Raw genomic sequence first — 22,309 nt, 5'->3', positions numbered from 1 at the left:
TAGGGACCTTTCACCCTACTGGACTTAACCTTATGTTTCGATTAACGTTTTAGACTTGTTATGCCATTTAATCGCTTGGCTGCGTCTCTAGTCTAAACCTGTGTTGAGCACCTCGTGGCGCTCCCGTTCTTCCGAATTTAACACTTGAGTTTGCGGAGAAAGTCGGTGTTGTTGTTACCGCTAGATAACTATCTCTCCATGACTCTCAAATCTATGGCTGGCGTAAAACCGCAAATAAAAACTCCAGTACTGCTGAGCGAGAAAAAGAGCTAGAAATAGTAAAAAAGGCCGCCACCTACTTTGCGAAGAATATAAAGTAGCTTGTGTTACGAATTTATGTTTGAACAGCTGCAGTATTTCCGTGTGTCTCACATGGCTGAGGTGTTTGGCATATCGCGAAGCGGGTTTTACCACTGGATCAAGCATCGTCATAGAGACTGCCTGCGAGAACAAGCCCGTCAGGTATTAGACGACAAAGTCAAAGGGGCGGTTGATAGCCGCAAAGGCAGGGACAGTGCTAGACGTATCCAGATAGAGTTAACTGATTACGGTAGCAGGCATAATGTGAAGACCATTGCCAGTAGCATGAAACGTCAAAATCTATTAGCTAAAGCTGCTCGTAAGTTTAAATGTACGACGGATAGCATTCATAAGTTGCCAATCACTCCGAACTTGTTGGAACAAGACTTTTACGTATTTGGCTATCAGTGAAGGTTGGCTATACTTAGTGGTAATCATTGATCTTTATTCACAGCAAGTCGTTGACTAAGAGGATGATAGCAACATTAGTCAGCGATATTCTTTCAATTACCTTATTCCATCGTGGCTTTCCTGGGCGAGTCATCGTTCATAGTGACCGTGGTGTAACCGTTCACCAAAGCAGATTGACTTCTCATGACTGAGAGGATCGATACTACAGATTAAAAACGTTCGGGTACGATTTCTTCTCAACAACAGAAGTGATGATTTCACTCAGAACTGACATTGCTGATGGACCGCGCTTTTTACAGGTTTCGATAAGTGTATGAATGCGGCTACGGAATTTATCGCCTGCATCCGAGGTCGTTCCGAAGCTGATTTTCCTTTGAATGACAAAACCTCTACTACATCGCTCAGCTTCATTATTGGTTAAGGGGATTGATGTTTTCTTGAGGAAAACCCACAAGCTTTCCCTATGTTTGAGCAGTAACTTGCATCGCCGCGATATCGCTTGACCATCACGTCCGTTCCTTTGTTTAACCAATGATCGAATGATTTTTGCAGCCTACGCATTCGCCTCAAATACAGTGAATAATCCAAATCACCTTGCTCATAACGATGTCGAGTATGGAAAATAACGTTCGTTAGCAAACAAAGATGTTTACCAATATAAGCGGTGTGCCCACCACCACTATAATCCGCCATTTGCTGAAGGTTACGCTTCACATGTGCCCAACATAACTGATGACGGTCTGCAGCTATCCAGTTATAACTTGGGCACTGGTCGCTTACCACAATGCCTGCATAGTCTTCATCAATGACCTTTTTCGCTGAGGAGGTCGAGCGCGAATAGAGTATTTGTTCATAGACAAGGTCATCACTGGCTACTAACCAACACCAGCGCAGGCTCGTTTCATCATTTCGGTGATGGGAGGTCTCGTCAGCATGAATCAAAAGCGCTTTCTTTAACGCTTGTTTTATCGCTTGATGCAATGGAGTCAACATTGAAGCGACTTTGGTTTGCGCTTCGCTAATCGCCCCGACCGAAAAAGTTGTGCCAAGCTGCTCTTTAAGCCGTGATTGGATTTTCCGAACACTGAGGTGATATTGCCCCGCAAGAACCCCAATGTAACTTAATAAGTTCGGCCCTATAATCCCTTGCGATGCATCGTTAGTTTTTTGAGCTTTTACGGTTTCTTTGCAGTGCCGACATTGGCCTGAAAATAAACGGTATTCGGTGATATCGACAGTGGGTTTTGGAATATCGAAAACCTGATGGCGATAGTACGGCCCATCTTGGTTCTCAATGTCAGATTGAGCACAACAAGGACAAGTTTCAGGGAAACAGTCAATAATGACATCCGTTTTCTCCAACGGTGAGAGTTTTCGTTGATGCCCTGTGTGGCCTTGTTTAGCTCCTCTCGAATTGCGACCACCAGAGCTTTCAGCTTTTTTCTCTCATAGCGTTCTTTAGGACTGTCTGATGAGGGCGATTTTGAAGAGTTTTTGGAGCTAGTGGTTAGCTTATCTTCATAATGTCGGAGCTGTTCCCACAGCTCATCAATAAGCACTTTAGCCTCATTTAAATCCGAGACTTCAGGTGGTGCTTCTTGGTATTTAGGTGCTTTTTTTCTAGTCATGAAACCATGATGGCTTCCTAAAAGGATCACTCAATCCTAAAAGTGGGATCAAGTGCGTAAGGTCACACTTTTTGTGTCAATAGGGCTTGGTGAACACTTACTTTCGGTCTTTGTTATCCATCGACAATAACAAAGTTTAAATCGCGTACCTGATTGGTTTGAGTTAAGATTCACCAAGCCTATCCTCTATCTCAAAATGCGCCGCCAATACCGGAGCGGCCATGACACCGATTGAACTACTCGAAGACGTGAAAGCGAGATTCCCTGTCTTGCTGCACGACGACGAAAAGGCGCTGTTAAGCCTATTGCGTAAAGCGCTGGCCAAGTACCAAGAGATTGCCGGATTTACCACTAAAACCCGCATCCAACAAAGCGACTTAGCCGATAGCAATCAGTTTGAATTACCGTCCGACTTTGCTGCAAGGCTGGTGGTCAAAGATGACCGTGGCCGTTATGTGCGTAGCGAGGTTTGGGGCAACGTTCTTGAACTGAAATTAACGGGCGCAGAAACATTCCCACTGACATTGATGTACATGCAAAACGTACTAAATGAGCCGTTTGATTCGTTCCAGCTTCCAACGCCATGCATTAGCTTGCTTGGCGACTATCTGGAATTGCTGATCACTATCCCGAACGCAGAGCGTCAACGCCGTATTGCCATCGCTGGCAAGTTGGATGTGACCGATATTGCTGCCGAACCAGACCTAGCCGCACGTAAAGCCGAGATTGAAAACTCAATGCGCGCGAACCGTGCCATTGTTCCACCAGTATCGTTGCTCTAAGCGAGGCGGCCATGAATCCATACATGCAGCTCGCCAAACGCGCGACCAATAACTTTATGAATAAACCGTGGCTACAAGGCTGGCAACGGGCGGTAGAAATCGACTCGCCGGACGCGCCAACGGACTTTGATATTTACGTAAAGGATATTGATTTTGGTGCTGGCTCTATCGATGCGGATTCATTCCAAGTCGGTTCGGGCTCTATTGCGCTGCCTACATACAGCAGCGTTGGCGAAATCACGCTAACGGTTCGTGATGACCAAAACCCGACTATCTCCAAGTGGTTTGAAAACCGAATCAAGAAAGTCAGAAACCAAGACGGCACACTCAACATCCCTAAAGAGTACGTGTTTAAGGTTAACATTTTTACGCTCAATGAGGACGGCAAAAAGTCACTCTATAAGAGCTATCAAGTCTTTCCTACCAAGATTGGCAACGTGATGTTTTCACGCGAAAACGGCAACCAGATCCAGTCATTCCCGCTCATTCTCCAAAAATTTATGTCTGTAGGTAACAAGGTACTGTAATGCACATTCCATCATTTCCACTACCAAGTAACATTTCAGAAGTGATTGAGTTTCGAGTCCCAACCGTGGAAGACGCTCTATTGTTCTGCGACCTCAACGAGTACCAAGAGGAAGCCAACACAACTCGCTATCTGAACCACATGCAAGACACCAGCAAGCGCCCTATGAGTGATAGCGGCCTATGGACTGGTGAAGATCGCCGTGCAGCGTTGTGGTGGATTTTTATGTCCACCAGCGAACTAGGCACGATTCCATTTAGCTATGAATGCGAACACTGCAAAGAAACTCACTATCTCGATCTCAATATGGGCGAGCTAATGGAATCGGCCAAAGCGCTCAATGGATTGCCAAAACAAGAGATCACCTTAAGCGTGAAAGGCAAGTCATACCTAGCGAACGTGAAGCCACTAACCGGTTACGAGGCGGAGCAACTTGAGAACATTCGTAATGAGCGCGACCAGTACGAACCGGACAGCGCTGAATGGAAGCAACAAGCTAACCGCATGGCGCTCACTGAGCTGGCCTACTGCCTAACGTTCGAAGAACAACCTAAAGACCAAGACGATGCCCTAGTGTGGAAAATCGACCTATTGAAATCGATGTACCTCAACACGGAATTTCGCGTGGCCTTTGCCAAGGTTGAAAAGTGCCTACGCAATGCGCGTCACGGCTTGCTCACTAAGTACGATGAGGGTCGCTATTACCTAGTTGCCACCATTGCGCAATGCCAGAAAGTTATCGAGCAAGGAGGTGAAGCAACTCGAACGTTGCTCTTACCCTTTCGGAATAACGACTTCATTACAACGTTTTGATTACGTTGGTTGGAACGTACTGATTGAGAACTTAACGATCTACGGCGGCCAACCTATCGATGCGGTATTCAAAACACCTCAAACGATGGCCATAAGCCTAGATAAAGCGCTCCAAGACAAGGTGAAAAATGGACAAAAATCAACAAGAGGTCGCTCTATCGCTGGTTGTTGATGCAGTGAAGCGAGCCAGTGACAGAGAGCTGGCCGTGCTATCTGAGATTAGTCGTAAACTCGATGGCAAGACGCTGCCAACGAACCAGAAAAAGGCTGTCCTTGCAGTAGATACAAAAGGCATCGAAAAGGCGGTGACTAAGGGCGTTTCTAATGCCTCTTTTAACGTTTCTACCATTCCGAGCAGCAATCCAAAAAAAGGATTAAAATCACAAGCCAGTGACACGCCTAAATCCAGCTCAACTAAGACCAAGCGAACAGGTGAAATTGAGCTGTCATTTGCGCCTAATCAGCCAGCAGAGACACAGGCCAAACCGGATGATAAAGCAGTCGAGCAAAGCAGCTCTGTAAGTGCCGTTACGCCTATTGCTGACACACTGAAAAACGAGGACGCGCGCGAACCAGTTAAACAAGCGCCTGTTGTCGTGAATGTAGAAGCGCCAGAATCCAATTCTGAGCGTTTAGATACCTCAATCCTTGATGATGTGCCAGAGAAGCTAGAAAAGGCCGTCTCTGACGCGCTGGCAGAGTTTGAGGGCTATTGGAAAGACGCTAACGGCAAACTTCGACGCTCCGATGGCTGCTATGCGAGTAAGCAAGAGCAATCGGCCTATAAGAACGCGCAGCAAACGGCATTAGAGCGCCAGATTGAAAAGCAAACCGACACGGAAAAGGAAAGCCAGAACGTTTTTGCCAAGGTGGCCACCAGCCTTAAGCAACTGGCCATCAATAACGTGAAAGAGTTCCTACAGGAAGAAAACGACGCGACCGATGCGGCTGGCGCTGCGGCTGGTGGTTCGTTCTTCTACTCCGCTAAAGAGCTTTACCACTTAGGCCAAGACGCTAAAACCGCACTGGATGATGTGACCGAAAAAGCCACCTCAACCAAAGACAAGCTAAAAGAATCGAAACTAGGCCGACTCTTTACCCGAGGCAAACAAGCGCCAGAGGCAGACAGTCAGGCCGTTACAGCCATAGAGACAATTAGCCATGAACAACTATCAGCGACAAAAGATTCGTTCGAGACAAGCCATTCAACGCAAATTACGCCTAGTGATCGACCTAACCGTGATGGTGCTAGGGGTAACGTGTCTGTCAATCGTGGTGGGGTCGATTCTAGCCGGATAAGTACAGCTAGCGAGATCAAAAACACCAAAGAGCAAACCTACCGAGCAAACATGCTTGAGGTATTGCACGAGTCCAGCGCTGACCGTGAACGCCAGTTTGATGATGTGCTAGATAAGCTTGATGATCTGATTTCGGCAACCAAAGCAGCGGCGAACGATGGCCAAGGCGGTCTGTTAGACCTAGCTGGCGATATGTTTGAACGCCGCCGTGGGCGTGGCCGTGCTGGTGGACGTGCTGGCCGTAAAGCGGGTGGCAAACGTGGCCGAATCAAATCGGTTATGTCAGGCATTGGCAGCAAAGCCTCAAACGTGGCCAGCAAGGGCGTATCGATGGCGGGTGCTGCCTTTAAAGGTATGTCTAAAATCGGCTCTGTTGCTGGCAAGGCGATCCCTTTCCTTGCTCCGGCCTTAATGGCCTACGATGCGTTTAGCGGATTCACTGACAAAGACAAGCAGAAAGAGACGTTCAACCTCAAAGATGGCCAAGAGGCGACAACTGGCCAGAAAAGCTCAATGGCATTGGCGAACGTACTCGATTTGGGTGGCCTAGTCAGTGGCGGTGCTGGTTTGCTTGGTTCGGCGCTTGGAGCGTTCGGTTTTGATGGTGCTAAGGAAGCGTTGACCTTTGATTCTGGCGATATGGCCAAGGGCATTTACAAGCTATTTGGCGGCGAGATTGAGGGCGACAAAGAGACTAAAGAGACTAAGGACTCTAAGGTTGAAAAAGCTCAAACGGAGAAAGAGGAACACCTTAAGAGCGCCGAAGCCTACCACACAGCTAAAGTGTCCGGCGACGAGAAAACCATACGCGAACTTGATGCGAAAAACTCAACTCAAGTGACCTCTCAAGAGGTATCGCAAAAGGCCAGCGAGCAAGGCATTAGCTACAAAGAGGCTTATCTTGCCGTGAAAAGCGAAAAGCAAGATAGCCAGGACAAACGTGTGAAAGTGGCCAAGGAAACGGGCATGGATATGTCCGGTATGGTCGAGCATCCCGAACTTGGCCAAGTCTACTCGCCAGAGAAGAAAGCCGAGCAGGTTGCCGCCGTCGATGCGGAGATCAAGCGCCGTAAAGAGGCCGAGGCCGTAGCCGCTCTAACCAAGGCAGCAAACAACACGCAAACCAACAGCGTGACCACAGCCAGCCATGAATCATCCATCAATACCGAGCTAAGTAAGCAGAAAACGGACACTCAATCCGTGGTGAAAGTGGATACCGAAAACACCTCGAATAAGACGGTTGCAACTCAATCATCCATCCAACGCAATGAGCGAGTTAGCGAGCTGCAAGCACAGGCAGCAATGAAAGACCTCAAAGAGAGCGGTAAACCTCAAACCGTGGAGCTTAGCAAGCATTCATTGGATGCCATTGGGCGCGCGGTTAACGGCAGCGATGCAACCAAACCAACCACTATCTTTGCAGCGCCTAGCGGTGGCTCAAGCAAAGACAAACCAGCGTCAGCCACTAAGGCTAGCGGCTCTATTCCTCTCAACTTTGATGACCGTTCGTTACAGCGTCAAAGCGCTGATATGGAGTAGATAGATGAGCCAAGAAATTGATTACTTACTACGGGTCGATATTGACGGTGTAAAAGTAGCCGATGAGAAACACGCGATCGTTGCGCGCGTCTCTGAATGGCTCGATACACCTCAAGGCCAAGTTTGGGGCGCTCCGCAATGGGGCAACAGATTAGGGGCATACAAACATGAACCAGTAAACGAAACCACAGCAGCAGCTATCGAAAACTCAATCCTATTAACCCTCCCAATAGACGTGAAAGGCGCGGTGGTTCACGGCATTGCCGTAGAGCCAAACGTCAGCGGTATCGATGCCTACAAATTGACGATCGTTGTGAACGGTCAAACGTTGGAAAGAGGTATTACGTTTTGAGTAAGTTAGAAGAAGTCAAAAAGACCTTTAACGAGGCGATTGCTGGCTCAAGCTGGTGGTCGCGTCATATTGGTTCGCAGTTCGTTGACTACCTTTGCTTGTTTGTGGCCAAGATTGTTGAACGTGTGGCAGCGATCAGCAGCCGTGCATTACAAGAGTCTTATTTGACGTTAGCGACTAAGCGCACTTCCATTTTGGCGGGTGCTGAAACTGAGGGCTATGTAGGTCGAAAAGCAGCGCCATCAAAAGGCCGTGCGCTAGTGACCAATACCGGAACTAATCGCGTTACTTTGCCGAAATACAGCCAATGCGTTGCTGGCAACCAATTACGCTACACGCTAATGGAAGCCATCGATCTCATGCCACAGGAAAGCGCGTCTGTAGAGGTTCAACAGTTCGAAGTGTCCAAGATGACCTACACGGTCGATGAGGGGCATAACTGGTTAGCCGTTGCGTTCCCACAAGAGCTGACTAAGCGCATTCATAACATCATCGTGCGCGTGAACGGCGAGCAATGGACGCACGTTTTTAAGTTTCGTAATACGGACGGCAAATCCAAAGCCTACATGGAATATTACAAGCCAACCGACCAGCTAGGCGTTCGTTTTGGTAACAACAATAACGGTCGCGCGCCAGCTACGGGCGATGTGATTGAGTTTGAGCTATGGCTGACTAATGGTGTGACTACCCTACTCGATGCGCAGCCTTTAGAGCTTATCGATATGGGTATTCAAAGCGCCTATAAAGACCAGCTCTCAATCAAAACGTCCACCAGCATTATCGGCGGTGCAGAGCCAGAAGACATTGAATCAATCCGAAACAACGCCCTTTACTCGCCAATCTATGACGAGCAGATTGCGTGGGACTCGGATTACATGACCTTTGTTAAGCGTAATGTTTCGGGTGTTACTTGGTTGTCTATTTGGGGCGAAGCGGAGCAGGAAAAACTCACTGGAAAACCAGACGTTCGCAACATCAATACGATCTTTATTTGCGCTTACTCTGCCGATAAAACCGATGAGATTTTGAATAAGGAAATCCAAGATCTATTCGCTGGCCGTGAGGGCTATAACGAGCGCTATAAGCTGGTGGAGCGCAAAGACGTGCCATTTACCGTGACGGTCAAAGGTAAGCTTTACCCAAACTCAAATCCAGAATGGGCGACAAAGGTATTAGCCGATGCGTTGGATGCGAAATTTGGTAAGCAAGCGAGCCGCAATGAGCGCATTACCAAAAACCAGATTTGGGATGTGATCCAAGACCTCAACACAACACTAGGCATTAAGGAATTTGAGGTTGAGGTAGTCGGTATTCTTGACCGCATCCCTATCGATACTTACCACTACTTGAATGTGAGCACGTCAACAATTCAACTGAATTACGACTACTCACTTTAAAAGTTTTCGCATGCGAGAACTTTTTCGCACGGAGCATGGAAAACACGGATGTTTTCGCATGCGAGAACTTTAGAAAACACTATCCTGTATAGTTTTCGCATGCGAAAACTTTCAGACCAACAAGGCGAAAAACATGGCATTTGGAGACTTTAGAAAATGGCTATCTGGCCAGCTAACCAAGGCGCGTCAAAAAGAAACGGCTTGGGTGGATTTGGCAAGCGCGATCGCTGACTCTATCGAGACGCACGTAGAGTCATACATTGAAAAGCTTAAGGCACGTTCGTCTCTGTACGAAATGGATAAAGAATCGCTGCTAGAAGATATTAGAGAGCTGCGAAAAATCTTCCCGCTAGGTGAAGTGGACGATGAGGACTTGCCGCACGTTGTGATGCAGCGTAAGGACGAAATCCACTTTAAAAAGACCATCTACCCGCTTATCTCTACGCTCGCGCGTGAGTTTAAAGGGCTACGTGTGAAGTGGGAACGAATCTACGCACCAGTAGACCAAGAGCGATTCCCATACGGCACGTTCTTAGTTCCCGAGTCAGAGTTAGAGCTGCAAAACGGACTAAACCCGAGTGACTTTTTCCTGACCAGTCGAGGCGCGATTCGAATCCCTTTGAATGACATTGCAGGAGAGGACGGTATCACCGAGGAAGCCATTCGAGCGTTCGAGGCGAAAATCAGACGAGTGGTACATCCACTTATCCCGCTACGCATCGTTTTAGACGGCCAATTGTACTCAATCGAGTTCAAAGTCATGGATATGGTGGAAATTCCCCACTATTCCGACCATGTTACGGTTGGAAAACAGGCCACGACCGATATAGAATCTACACCAAGCTATAAACAGGACTTAGTTCGGACTGGAACGACGACACAGGAAGAACGTCCAGTTAGCCCGATGTATGGTACACCTCGGATGGATGCTATCCCCTTGGATGCGATCTCCATTGATAGACGGTACTATTAATCCCAACTCCTATTCCCCGTCCCATTAAAGCGCCACGACTTATACGAGGTCGTAAAGGTGCTTACACAAAAAGTAGTCCTATCGCAGTGTGAACTGCTTAACCGTTATTACGACGAACGCGCCTTGTCGTCGTTGCCTACCAATGGTACTGAGCCTTATTTCCAATTTGGCGATCTTGAATGGGGTTTTGACCTTATCCAAGAAATTGAGGGCAAGCCTAGCTGCATGCCTATTCCACTGGACAAGAAAACCATTGAAAACGTGTTTTACCGTTCTAAGGCCAACTATGCTTATGTGAATGGCAACATCGTGATCACGGCAAACTTGCCAGCGGGTACGCTAGCAGAAGATGAACAACACCAGTTCTCTTGCGTGGGCGTGAAAGATGCAAGTGGCGGCCTAATTCTGGTGGCTGTCACGCAACCAGTTTGGATTTACTCAGACCGTGGCCTATCGATTGAAATCGTGATCAACACGGCTCGCACTGATAGCGCTAGAGTGGCGCAGGTTGGTGCGTAATGAGTCGCCCAAACTTCGAAGAAACAATCATCATTCCACCACTGCTAACGGACTGGCAAGCGCTACCGCTTATCACCGATACGCAGTACCTAGAGCCACTGGCCAGTAACAGCTTAAACCGCAAATTTTACGGCATCGTTCGCGCTGGTATTTTCCGTGGTTTTGAATGTGCTCCGGCTGGTGGAATGAAACTGCGTGTGAGCAGTGGTGAACAATTTGGCGTGGCGCTGGTTGAGCGTGACGACTACATCCTAACCGTTCGCCAGCAGCACGATATTGATGTGGAAATTCCGGCGGGTGCTACGTCATACGTAGTGCTTGAGGCGTTCTATAAGTACGGCGTAAAGACAAAGCAAGTCGATTTAGCGTCCGAGATTGAAGCGTCCGAAGTTAAGGTGCTGCCAATTGAAGCGGTCGAAGATCATCATTTGATTTTGTGCCGTGCAACCGTGCCAGAGGGCGTTAGCCAACTGGAACAAGAACACCTCAACTTTGATGACCGTGAGCAAGGCGGCTATGACCTACAAGGCCACGTTTCACATCCAGACCCGCACAAGCAATATGCGATGCGCGCCGAGGCTAAAGCGCACTACGCAGACCGTGAAAACCCGCACCACGTAACCAAAGCTCAAGTTGGCCTTGGCTTGGTAAACAACTGGGCGGCAACCAGTGAGATTAACGTAGATAGCGATCAGCTGTATGCCACAGCAAAAGCGATCAAGTTAGTCCACGATAAAGCGGTCGCGGCCTACAACAAAGCGGTTGAGCATTGGCCATATATTGCGGTTGGCGGCGAAACAAAAATCACATTGCCTTATGAAGTGCCAGAAGTGGATTCAATGTCCATTCAAGGCATTGTGCAGACCAAAGGCAGCGCTTGGCAGTTCCTCAAAGACACGAACGAAGTCGAAGTGGCCGAGCCACTTGAGGCAGGTGATGAAGTGGTGATTACGCTTGGTTCGCCATCGGCAACATCAAGCACGATCATTGCCGAGCTTCAAGAGTACATCGATAAGCTTGAATCCATCATCAATAGCGGCGCTACTGGCTCGCCTATGGAAGTATTCCATAGCCACTTCCCTAATACCTCGAACACATTCGCTATCCCGCCAGCATTTGCAGAGCGCGCGATTAAGCTTGTGTTCCTACAAGGTGTGCAGCAATCGAAAGACTTTGCTTACACCATTGTGCCGGACACTGGTGTTATCCAGTTTGTTGACGAAATTGCAGCAGGAACGGAGATCACCTTGGTCGGCTAATCAGTTTCTACATTCCCCAAAACCTATTCCCCATAAATGCCCTTTTTAACTAACAAATAAATTGGATCTTTTATGGCTACACAAAACAAATTAACTCGCATTAACCGCCTCGTTTCTGACTTAACAGCGCAAGACGTTGGCGCATTGCCAGTAGGTGCTCGCGCGGCAGACGCATCGAAACTTGAGGGCAAAACTAAGGCTCAAGTTGTTAGTGAAGCGCGCGCGAACCTTGTTCCTACTTCTCGCACTATCAATAACAAGCCACTAACAGGTGATGTGACTCTGACTCACTCAGATGTGGGTGCAGCAGCAGCAAGCCACACGCACGACTACATCCCAAACAACAAGAAAGGCGTTGCAGACGGCGTGGCTACGCTAGATAGCTCAGGTAAGATCCCACAAGGCCAATTGCCAGCTATCGCCATTAAAGAAACGTTCCCTGTTAAGTCAGAAGCGGAAATGCTTGCTTTGACAGCACAAGAGGGTGATATGGCAATCCGTTCGGATCTGCGTAAATCATTCGTTCTTATGCGCCAACCAGCAAGCACACTAGCGAACTGGCAAGAGCTGTTAACGCCAACAGATGCGGTTTCATCTGTTAACGGCCAGCGCGGTAACGTAGTGCTTGAAGCTACAGACGTAGGTGCTGAACCAGCGTTTAGCAAAAAAACAGCATTCAACAAAGACTTTGGTACTGCCGCTGGCACAGTGATGCAGGGTAATGACTCTCGCGTTGTGAATGCAGTGCCAAAAACTCGCACTATCAACGGTCACGCGCTAAGCGCAAACGTCGAGCTAACCGCAGAAGACGTGGGCGCGCTAGAAGCTGGCGCAACTGCCGCTAATGCTGCGAAACTTGAGAACGCAACAAAAGCGCAAATCATTTCCGAAGCACGTAACGGCCTAGCTGCTAGTGGTACGTCATACACCAAAGCGGAATCTGACGGCAAGTACGCAACCAAATCAAGCGTAGCCGCAACAATCAAAGACGCGATCCGCACTGTTGATATTACGCTAGAGGCGGCATCAACTACCGTCACTCTACCAGCAGGTACTATCTCTGCCGTTCTTGTTCTAAGCGTATGCGGTGTAATGCAAAACGCAGGTGTATGGAGCCTATCTGGCAACACAATTACGTTCGGTGAACAGCTACAAGCTGGCGACATTGTGACTGTTATCGGCTTCAAATAAGCCATGCCCTTTCCTTTCCTACTTTCCCCACTAACAACGTGGCTCCGGCGCTTTGTCGGAGTTGCTAGTCAATGAATTGAGAAAGGCATATTTCTGAATGGCATTAAAAAAATTGACTCAAGTTGGTGGTAGTCCGGCTCGCAAAATTCGTGAAGAAATCGCTACGAAAGTTGATGAGCATGCTAGCAAGAAAACAAACCCGCACGGAGTCACAAAGGCACAAGTAGGCTTAGGTAACGTACCGAACTATCCGGCCACCAGCTCGGTATCGGACACGTCCAATAGCAAACTTGCGACCGCTGGTGCTGTTAAACAGGCATACGACAAAGGCGTTGAGGGTTTAAATCGCGGTAACGCTGCTTATGACCGAGCGGAGCAAGCAGAGACAAACGCGAACAAGCACACCGACGACCGTATCAGCACTTTGATTGGTGGTGCGCCAGCAGAAGCGCTCGACACAATCAAAGAGCTAGGTGATGCGTTAATGGATCAAGGTGATGCGGTAGCGGCCATTACAACCAATATCGCTCAACACAAATCCGACACATCAAACCCACACAAGGTAACAAAAGCTCAAGTTGGCTTATCTAACGTACCTAACTACGCATTCACGGCGGCGGTTAACGATGCCAGTGACGTGAAATTTGCGGCGGCAGGTGCAGTTAAGAAAGCGTATGACCTTGCAGCTTCGAAGATGACACAAGCGCAAGCCGATGGCCGCTACCTCAAACAGACAGGCGGTACATTAACTGGTGGCCTAATCATCGACGAGGGCGCAAGTGACGTTTCACAACTTCACTTAGGCCATGCAGGTAAGCGATTCCATATGGAAACGAAAACCGATGGCTCATTTGACATTGTGGAGAGTGACGTTTCAAGTCGATTGAAGATCCGCAAAGGTGGTGAAACAACGCTATACGGCTCACTAAGCACAACAGAATCGGTATCTTCCAACCGTAGTGTTGAAGTGCAAGGTACAAGAGCTGGCAATACTGTTCCATCAACCGACCATACAAAAATGGATGGTTACGGTTTGATTGGTAATCGCCAAATTATGTATGTCACTAACGGCTCAACCGATGACAAAGCCGAGGTGAAAATTGGTGTAGGTGGTGCGCACAACTCAACGGCTACAAACCTGATCGTAAGTAAGAGCAAAGTGACCAGTAATGTGCCTATGGAAGTCCAAGGGCATAAGGTGATTACCGAATCATTTAACCGTACTGAGGTTGTGAGCGCTTCTTTAGGTAGTGACAACTCTTGGTGTTTGGTTGCCAACGTAACATTGCCTCAATCAAGCTCTACTGCGGTTATTGAGTTCTTTGGTGGCGCTGGCTTTAACGTCAACTTGCACTACCAATCGTCAAGACATCAAATGATTCTGCGAGCCAGTAATGACAACCCTAAAGGTCTAAATGGCCAAGTGATCACAGACCATCCTAGCGGCTTGCCATTTAGTGAGTTTGGCTGGGTGAATACTAGCGGTGACAATTACGCAATTTATGTGAAAACACGCAGTGCTTACAGCGTGAACATCCTAATTCGATATATGTGTAGTCACGCCATTACGCCATCCGTTAGCAACAAAGGTGCGACTGAGCCAGCGGGTATTGTCAAAGGGCAAATGGTTACTAGCTATACCTCTTACAATAAAGACTTAGGGGCAATTAACTCTGTTGATGGAAAGGGTTTAGAACTCAATTACTCTACAAAGAAAACTTGGATTGGTTCACGCAACACATCCTACTGTCACATGGAGACAGAAGCCTCAAGCGGTTTTTACTCTTACAGTCATTTTGAGTTTGTTAAGGGTATTAACGTACATAGTGATGTAGGTATTAAGGTAGCTGGTAAAGAAGCAATTAAGGGTGATACTTGGTTGCGCTTGAATCCTAGTGGTCAATTTAGTTCTGGTATTTACTTTGGTAACGTTGGTGTAGTTCGTACCGATGGTTACTTTACTGTTGGCGATTGGACTAACCAAAACAAAACATCAAAAGTAACCAAGGACTTTTATGACGCTACATGGGGTGGTAATGGTGCAGCTGCTTATAGCCTCCGTTGTAGTGATAGCTCAGGCGCTCATTGGGCTTTTGCCTCTTACTATGATGCAACTAACATTCGTGCTGGTATTCAGATTCTTTCTAACTCTGATGGTCGAATTAGACTCTACACAAACCGTAGAAGCAACTACGTAGAAGTATATGGCGGTAATGTGTATGCGGGTTCGCCTCAAAGCTCATCGGGTCACTCATTAACACGTAAAGACTACGTTGATAGTGAAATTAGCAAGACCAAGCTTATCTTGGATCACTTGTTCCCTGTTGGACACGTAATCATTACCTTTAATACGGCAAACCCAAGTACATACGGCTATCCGGGTACGTGGGTTCGTATGGACAACGATGCTACGCTGTACTCAACAACTGGAACGCCAAGTACAACACCTAAAGGCACTAACACTCCAACCGTGCCAGTTCCGGCTCACTCCCATAGTGCTTCGTTCAAAGGTAACGCACTTCCTGCACACGAACATGAAATGTTGTTTACTAACGCTTCATCGGGTTACGGGGATTTGCGCTATGGTGGTGCTGACTATAAGAACTTGACTAAGAAGACGAACGCTGTTTCAGCAGGTACACCTAGCGGTACTGTGACCGTTAACTCGACTGGTACAAGTGGTGCAACGCTTGATGTTCGTGGTAAACGCTTCGATGTGGCTATGTGGAGACGTACTAAATAGAAACTCACTCCCCTTAAGGCTTTCTTTTGGGGAGTTTTCGCATGCGAGAACTTTAAAGAATCCCGTTCTATATAGTTTTCGCATGCGAGAACATTGGCGCATATTGATGCGAAAACGAAATTGGATATAATCCAAATCTCTCAAATATAGATTTCACCTCATTGTTTCCTCATGGAATGTTTTGCTCGCGTTGCCGCGCGACAAAACGGTTGGATTGACCTCTCACTCACTCGTTGGGTGAGAGGTTTTTCTTTATGTAGACCGTTGATAAATCTCTTTTTCCCCTAAACGAGCCCTATTTTATAGCCTTTAAAAAGTAAGTAACGCCCGTCTATTGAGCAATCGCCGTCATTCCGAATACACTTTGCAGGACACATATAAAAGGGGGATTTAATGCCAGTATCAGTTGTTGGTGAGAGCTTTGCTATTAGCGTTCTGGCTCTATCCGTCCTCAGTGGTGTTGGGTCATATCTCCAAGGCATACGCGAGCAACGTTTGGCTGGTGGATTCCTTGACTTTTTAACCGAGCTAACGCTGGCGTTGGTGGTCGGTTTGATAGTCGCTTACTTGTGTGACAGTGAGGGTGTGGAGTCTGGTTACACCAGCGCGCTTGTCCTCATCGCGTCTAACAACGGAGCAGACTCAATTAACTTTATCCGCAAACTAGCTAGCCACACGTTAGCGAGATTCTTTAATACCGGAGGGCAAAGCAAATGATGGAATTTGCAGTGATTGGCCTAGCCATTGCTGACCGATTTTTGCTTAAACGAAACGCAGTAAAAATACTGCATGCAAACCAGATGGACGATCCCGAAGTGATTCGATTCGTTCTTGGTTATCAATCTAACCGAGCTATTACGAATGGGACATTAACCTATTCGTTGCGAAGTAAGAAACGACCAAAAGCCGTCATTACTCGCACACGTAAACTCGACTTTTCACACGCCGGAAATAACAGCGAATACCTAACGTTCGACCGCAAATTGCTTGAACGTGAAGCAGGGGAAAAGCTACACGGCGAGTGGATTCTGGACGTGAAGATTGAGCGCTCCTGTTCCCTAATCAATCCGCTATACAAAATCTTCCCTACCTGTACGACATATTCAGAGGAATTTGAAATTGCGTAACAACAGCAAGTTTGCACTAGACCAGTCGCACAACTATGTGGTGGTCGATTTTGACAACGTGACCGAACGCGGCCTTAAGAGTCTGATCACTGCGTTAAAACAAGCGGGTGCGACTGTTACAGACGTAGAAGCCTCGAACAAGAAAACGAGACGAGACGGCGAGACAGTAAAACGCGCCAAACTGTTCTTTGATAATGGCCAGTCCATGACGCTGTTTGTGGGTGATGAGGGTGACATTTACCAAATGACACTGAACAACACGAAACAGCCTATCCCAAGCGTGAAGAACGAGCGCGAGCTTGCGCGTGAAATGGTTCGCCTAATGGAGCGCAACCAAAGCAAGTTTGACAAGCAAGTAGCTCGCAAAGCGGCACAGGCCGTTAAAGACACCTCAGACATTCAACCAGCCACACGTTCTATTGCTAAGCGATTGGAAGAAGCCAAGGCAGCCGAGCAGGTTGCACAATCCAATTACACCAACGCCCTAGCCGCTCGGGACAGTGTTCGCACGAAGTTGGAAGAAGACCAACGCCGTGTAGCCGATCTTGAAGCTGCATTAGAGCAAGAGAAGCAAGAAACCAAGGAACTTGAAGCGCAATTAGAGGCGGCCAAAGCATGATGTTTACCAGTCAAAATCAAATCAAGATTGTGGATCGCATCGACCATCTAGCTAAAACGCTAACACCGGAGCAAATCGAAGCGGTACTGCAAGGTGAAAACGCCGACCAAATCCTAGAAGCACTATCGCTTGAGGATTTGGAAAACACTTACCTATACCAGTGCAAACCAGTGCCTCAAATGATGCTAGAGGCGTTCAAATCAAAAGCGTCAAAGCTTGAGTTTCGTGCTCAGCAATTTGGTAAGCACTTGGAACGTAAAACCCCTACTCTATCGGTAGAAGCTGTAGAAGTGGGTAAACCGCGCAAATCAGGTGCGGTCGCTGTCCAAATGGTGAAAATCCCATTTTCGGATGGCCAGAGCATTTCTATTGCGTTCCATGCGCCGGATAACGATCCGCTAAAAATCAATCCAGATGACACGCTAATCGCGTTCCGCTTCCTAATGAACTCGCGCGATATTACTCACGTAGTCGCGCCAAAGGGCAACATGGATTTGTCTCTTAAGGAAGTGACCGACAAGCTAGCGCAATTGCTTGAGAACAACAGCGAGAAATTTGTCGCCGCTAAGGCCAAGAAAGACGCTGACGCAAAAGCACTGGAAGAAGCGCAACAAAAAGCACAAGAGCTCGATGAGCAAGCCGCTCAGCTAGGCGAAGAAACAACAGACTTGGAACAGAAACTTGATGAGCTGGCCAAGAAAGAGAAACGCCTAAAAACTCAGATTGCTACCCAAAACGAAATCCAAGAAGAACTACGCAAACAGCTTGCTGCTATCAAGCCAGCAGCAAATACAGCAGCGACCAATGTGGACGCTGGTGGCAGTCCGTCTCAAGTGATCGAGCAATGGGACGCTTCATGGACTAAGCAAGAGAAACGCGACTTCATCATTGAACGCGCTTTCAATGGCGATCTCGATGCCTTTGTTAAGCAGCTAAGCCAAGAGTTTAAAGACTCATTAGAGTTTGCAGGTGCAGCAAATCAAAACGTTCCTAGCACGTATTCAGAGTCGTACATCAATGATGCGATTTATGAGCTCGATAAAGGCGCTATGACGGTATCAGAGCTTGCCGAAGCTAAAGAATACATCCGTGATTCAATTGAAAACGATTTTCCTCAGTTGTCAGACGAAGAACGCGAGCGAAAAGCGAATATCGAGCGCAAAGAATGGCTATTGGCTCTTATTGGCCGCAAGACCATTGCTAAGGGCTGGAAGATGGATAAAGGCGAAGATAGCGAGCCGTTTGTCTACTTCGAATCGCCTGACGCGAACGACGATGATAGCTTTGGCCAGTACATGATCCACGCGCGCGATAACCAAACCTTAGCTGTCACTTACGGCGAGGGTTCACCGCTTGCTGGTGGTGACGATCTACAAGGTTGGGAAGCAGCTAAATCGCTTATTCTGGCTGACTACGACCGTGAATCTAAGTTGCTTCAAGATACCGATGACAGCAACGAAGAACCGCAACCAATTGAGAACGACGAGCCAAACGCGAACGACCAAGACAAAGACGAAACCACAGCTAACCTATTCTGGTATGGCCTACGTCTACGCCCTTATGGCTTGGGTACAACGCCGCCACAACATCAAGTGGTTAAGTACCTCGATCCAGAATCGGCTCAAGAGCAATTCGCTGACGCTGGTAATGGCATTCGCCACGGCGCGATCGCTTATGACCAAAAACTGCCACCAGAGCTAGTAAGCAACTTTGACCTAGAGCCGCTATTTGGCATGGTTGAGGGCGACCTAGAGGAAGCGGAGCGCATCGCAACCGAAGCGCTAGACCAATGGGTTGAGGACAAAGGCGTTGATGAAATTCCTCAGTCTACGCTCGATACCCTAAAACAAGTGGGCTTCAAAGCAGCGTTCGCTAAGCAGCTACGCCAGCAACCGGAAATGAAGAACCGCAAGGAAAATCCAAAAGCGTACAAGCTATGGAGCGCATCGATTGACCTTGTGACACCGGAAATGATTCAAGAGATTGCCGAAGACCTAATGCTGGTTCAAAGCGATGCTGAATTGCAACGCCAAGCAGAACACACGCAAGGCCGCATGCGCTTCCAAGAAACTGCCCTATCCAAACTTAAGGATATGCAGTCAGTGAGCCCAAGCGATCGCAAACGTCTCGTTATGCTGGCTGACCTAACGCTAGGCACTGGCAAAACGCTAAAACGTGGCGAGAAAGTGGATGACCAAGCTAAGCGCATTTCAGAACAAGCGCACCTAGTGGAATCACTACAAGGTGAAACCCTAGCGTCATTGGAAGCGCAGTTTAAGAACCGTAAAGAGATCACTGATTTCCTAACGGCTCATCGCATCCCATTTAACCGCCGTGCGAAACGTGCTGACCTACTGCAAGCTATCTTGAACTACCGTGACGGATTCTTTAGCGCAACGGCGAAAATGTTCGACCTACGCGCGCTACGTGGCGACCTATACGAGAAGTTTGAGAACGGCGAAGCGTTGGCACTGGATGACGTAGAAAAAGCGTTTAGCGCGACTACGGTTTACCATGAGGGTGACGTAGCTTACACCAAGGCAAAAGGTGAAACCGTCATTCCGGCAATGGCAGACCAAGGCGAGGACTACCAAAAAGTTGAGCGCTTCATTAAGGCGATCGATGACGGTAGCTACCCTGACCTATCCGAACTAAGTTCAGATGAGCTCTTTGCTCAGCACTACGCAATGGCGAGTGTAACCAACCAAGACATCCTAGCTGTTCATGGCTTTAGATACTTGGATAACGATGAGCAGATCGACAACGAACAGATGGCGCGCGCTATCCATAACTCAGTCATGCCATTGTGGTACACAAAAGCTATCGAAGCGGAATACGAAAGCCGTGGCTTCCCTAGCCTTGCTGCATTGCCTGACTTGAACCACAAAGGCCAATTCAAGGCGACACGCGAGAAGCGCTACGCACCAGTAGGCACTATTGGCCAAGCTGACTTTAGCGTTATCGATACGTACACAGGCAAGGTGCTAGAAACTGGCCTAGAGGGCGCAGCAGCACAGCAAAAAGCGACTCAACTAAACGACCAAGCAGTGAAAGAAAGCACTATTGCAATCTTTAACATGCTTAAGGACGGCAAAACGCTTGAGCAAATTGCAGAGACGGAATACAGCGCACCACTTGAGCCTGTCAGTCCGGCTATGTTCACCACAATCAACGGCTTTGAATCATTGTATTCAACGCTGGCCATTAACGGCTCAGGTTCGCTTCACTCGCGCCCAACACTACGCGAGAACGCCGACAAGCTACTGGCCAAGGTGGACGATGACGGCAAGATTAACGGCATTGCGCTAACCGAAGAACAAGAGAACCAAATGGAAAACACATTTGGCTACAGTTTCTTCTCTGCGAAATCGAGCAAGGGCAAAGAGCTACGCTTTGTCGCTAACACCAATTCTCGCAGCTACCTAACGGTTGACGGTGCTAACAAACTGCTTGAGCTATTGGGTGCTAAGAACGCCGTAGAATCTGACACAGCAGATGAAGTGAGCAAGGGTGCATCCGAGGAAGAAAAACAACTTCTCGCACTAGACCCAACTCAATATTCATTTGGCTCAATCTATGAGAGCGAGGGCATTCGAGATACGGGTGAAATCGCTAAGCGAATCCGCGCCTTTATCGCTCAACTTAAGAAAGCTGGCAAAATCAGCAATGACGTTAAAATCTCAGTGCGCAAGCCTCGCTACGGCACACTAGATCTAACGCTGACTGACTTGCCAAGAAACGTCATGCTCTACAATCCAGCTTACCTACAGTTCGAGATTGATAACCCTAACTCGCCAACGCCACACGGTATGAGCCGTTATACCGAAGCAGTAGATCAGCTGATCGAGTTCGTTAACGCTTATGTAGGCCAATACGACTACAACAACAGCGACACGATGACCGATTACCACGATCGCAATTTCTTTGGTGGCCGCCTAACCGTGGACTTTGATTTTGGTAAAGAGCGCAAAGTGGTAGAGCTCGCGTCTCTAACTGAAATTCACCAGCAAGGCGAACAGGCAGAGGATGACGTACTAGACGTTAACTCATTCCGTGAAAGCCTAGACGAAGAAGAAGCGAAAGCACTTGAGCAGCTAGAAGCCTTTACCAACCTAGAGCTAAAACTTGGTAAACAGGAAGTGATATTCCCAACAGGCCGAGTGAAGTCGATTAATGCGAAAGATGAGGACGGACTAACTTACAGCCTAGACGTTCTATTCGACATTCTAGCGACCGACTTAAGCGAAAAAGCGAAAGCTCAGCTTGAGACGATTAAGGGCTGGCAATCTGCGGATACCTACTACAACGAAAAAGGCGCATTGGCACAACCAAGCGTTGCGGCTGGTATCCATTCAGTAAATGGCTCTGTACCAGCGAACGTGTACGCTCCGCTAACCGTGCGTTCATGGCTAAACGAACGCTACGTTGATATTTACCCAATCGCTAAAGATGGCGAGTACAAGTTCGCGCTATACCAAGGCAATGACTTGATCGGTGAATTTGACGATACAGCGGAAATGGAAGCGTTATTAGTGAAAGCGTTCAATCTAAGTAGTGAAGCGCCTCAATCTGAAACAGAGGGTAATAACGAAGAAATGGAACATGTAGAGAAACTAAAAGAAATCCGAGATTTCACTGGTGAACCTACGCCGGAATTGGTTGATGAGCTCCAAACCGCACTAGAACAAGCTTACGCCTACTTCGAAGCTAACGACCAAGTGGCAGAGAATGAAGCGTTGATGGATGCCGCTCTAAGCAACATCACCAGCATGATCCAAGCGCAAATCTAATCACAACCAAGGCCGCCACATCGGCGGCCTAAACCGGAGAGA

Annotated in this window: 16 protein-coding genes and 2 pseudogenes; 17 read left to right on the top strand and 1 reads right to left on the bottom strand. The window is 47.9% G+C overall.

What is annotated here, in order from left to right:
• Positions 1-209: 209 nt before the first annotated feature.
• Positions 210-863 (top strand): annotated as a pseudogene (locus L3V30_RS21160) (IS3 family transposase); the annotation flags it as partial.
• Between the two features lie 50 nt (positions 864-913).
• Here L3V30_RS21160 and L3V30_RS21155 read toward each other — a convergent pair.
• Positions 914-2,339: pseudogene (locus L3V30_RS21155) on the bottom strand (IS66 family transposase).
• 221 nt (positions 2,340-2,560) lie between these two features.
• Here L3V30_RS21155 and L3V30_RS21150 point away from each other — a divergent pair.
• From L3V30_RS21150 to L3V30_RS21075, 16 genes are all read left to right on the top strand, one after another.
• Entirely contained in the window at positions 2,561-3,121 is a 561-nt protein-coding gene (locus L3V30_RS21150) for a hypothetical protein (protein WP_237309809.1), read from the top strand.
• A gap of 11 nt (positions 3,122-3,132) precedes the next feature.
• A complete protein-coding gene (locus L3V30_RS21145; RefSeq protein ID WP_237309807.1) occupies positions 3,133-3,648 on the top strand; it encodes a hypothetical protein in 516 nt (171 codons plus the stop codon).
• On the top strand, positions 3,648-4,460 hold the full coding sequence (locus L3V30_RS21140; RefSeq protein ID WP_086485217.1) for a hypothetical protein: 813 nt from the start codon (positions 3,648-3,650) through the stop codon (positions 4,458-4,460). The genes L3V30_RS21145 and L3V30_RS21140 overlap by 1 nt, the downstream gene beginning before the upstream one ends.
• Positions 4,399-4,632, top strand: coding sequence for a hypothetical protein (locus tag L3V30_RS21135; RefSeq protein ID WP_029831672.1), 234 nt, complete (start codon positions 4,399-4,401; stop codon positions 4,630-4,632). The genes L3V30_RS21140 and L3V30_RS21135 overlap by 62 nt, the downstream gene beginning before the upstream one ends.
• Positions 4,589-7,297 (top strand): hypothetical protein, encoded by a 2,709-nt coding sequence (locus L3V30_RS21130; protein WP_237309805.1) that lies wholly within the window; start codon positions 4,589-4,591, stop codon positions 7,295-7,297. The genes L3V30_RS21135 and L3V30_RS21130 overlap by 44 nt, the downstream gene beginning before the upstream one ends.
• A gap of 4 nt (positions 7,298-7,301) precedes the next feature.
• Positions 7,302-7,649, top strand: coding sequence for a hypothetical protein (locus L3V30_RS21125; protein ID WP_025505259.1), 348 nt, complete (start codon positions 7,302-7,304; stop codon positions 7,647-7,649).
• Positions 7,646-9,046, top strand: a complete 1,401-nt coding sequence (locus tag L3V30_RS21120; RefSeq protein ID WP_237309803.1) for a hypothetical protein — start codon at positions 7,646-7,648, stop codon at positions 9,044-9,046. Before L3V30_RS21125 ends, L3V30_RS21120 begins: the two co-directional genes overlap by 4 nt.
• Before the next feature lie 133 nt (positions 9,047-9,179).
• Entirely contained in the window at positions 9,180-10,019 is an 840-nt protein-coding gene (locus tag L3V30_RS21115) for a hypothetical protein (protein WP_237309800.1), read from the top strand.
• A 57-nt stretch (positions 10,020-10,076) separates the two neighbouring features.
• Complete coding sequence (locus tag L3V30_RS21110) at positions 10,077-10,538, top strand: hypothetical protein (RefSeq protein ID WP_158157462.1); 462 nt, start codon at positions 10,077-10,079, stop codon at positions 10,536-10,538.
• Positions 10,538-11,797, top strand: coding sequence for a hypothetical protein (locus tag L3V30_RS21105; protein ID WP_237309799.1), 1,260 nt, complete (start codon positions 10,538-10,540; stop codon positions 11,795-11,797). Before L3V30_RS21110 ends, L3V30_RS21105 begins: the two co-directional genes overlap by 1 nt.
• Positions 11,798-11,869: 72 nt before the next feature.
• Positions 11,870-12,988 carry a hypothetical protein gene (locus L3V30_RS21100; protein ID WP_237309797.1) on the top strand — a complete coding sequence of 373 codons (1,119 nt, stop codon included), beginning with the start codon at positions 11,870-11,872 and terminating at the stop codon, positions 12,986-12,988.
• Positions 12,989-13,085: 97 nt separating this feature from the next.
• Positions 13,086-15,731: a hypothetical protein gene (locus L3V30_RS21095; RefSeq protein ID WP_237309795.1), complete on the top strand. Its 2,646-nt coding sequence runs from the start codon at positions 13,086-13,088 to the stop codon at positions 15,729-15,731.
• A 393-nt stretch (positions 15,732-16,124) separates the two neighbouring features.
• Positions 16,125-16,448: a hypothetical protein gene (locus tag L3V30_RS21090; RefSeq protein WP_140051868.1), complete on the top strand. Its 324-nt coding sequence runs from the start codon at positions 16,125-16,127 to the stop codon at positions 16,446-16,448.
• Complete coding sequence (locus L3V30_RS21085) at positions 16,445-16,858, top strand: hypothetical protein (protein ID WP_069497785.1); 414 nt, start codon at positions 16,445-16,447, stop codon at positions 16,856-16,858. Before L3V30_RS21090 ends, L3V30_RS21085 begins: the two co-directional genes overlap by 4 nt.
• Positions 16,851-17,477 carry a hypothetical protein gene (locus L3V30_RS21080; RefSeq protein WP_237309793.1) on the top strand — a complete coding sequence of 209 codons (627 nt, stop codon included), beginning with the start codon at positions 16,851-16,853 and terminating at the stop codon, positions 17,475-17,477. The genes L3V30_RS21085 and L3V30_RS21080 overlap by 8 nt, the downstream gene beginning before the upstream one ends.
• Positions 17,474-22,267, top strand: a complete 4,794-nt coding sequence (locus tag L3V30_RS21075) for a hypothetical protein (RefSeq protein WP_237309791.1) — start codon at positions 17,474-17,476, stop codon at positions 22,265-22,267. The genes L3V30_RS21080 and L3V30_RS21075 overlap by 4 nt, the downstream gene beginning before the upstream one ends.
• Positions 22,268-22,309: the final 42 nt, after the last annotated feature.

This window comes from Vibrio sp. A1-1, assembly GCF_021728175.1.
In the GTDB taxonomy this organism is placed as follows: Bacteria; Pseudomonadota; Gammaproteobacteria; order Enterobacterales; family Vibrionaceae; genus Vibrio; species Vibrio diabolicus.
This window is presented reverse-complemented; position numbering and strand designations above follow the sequence as displayed.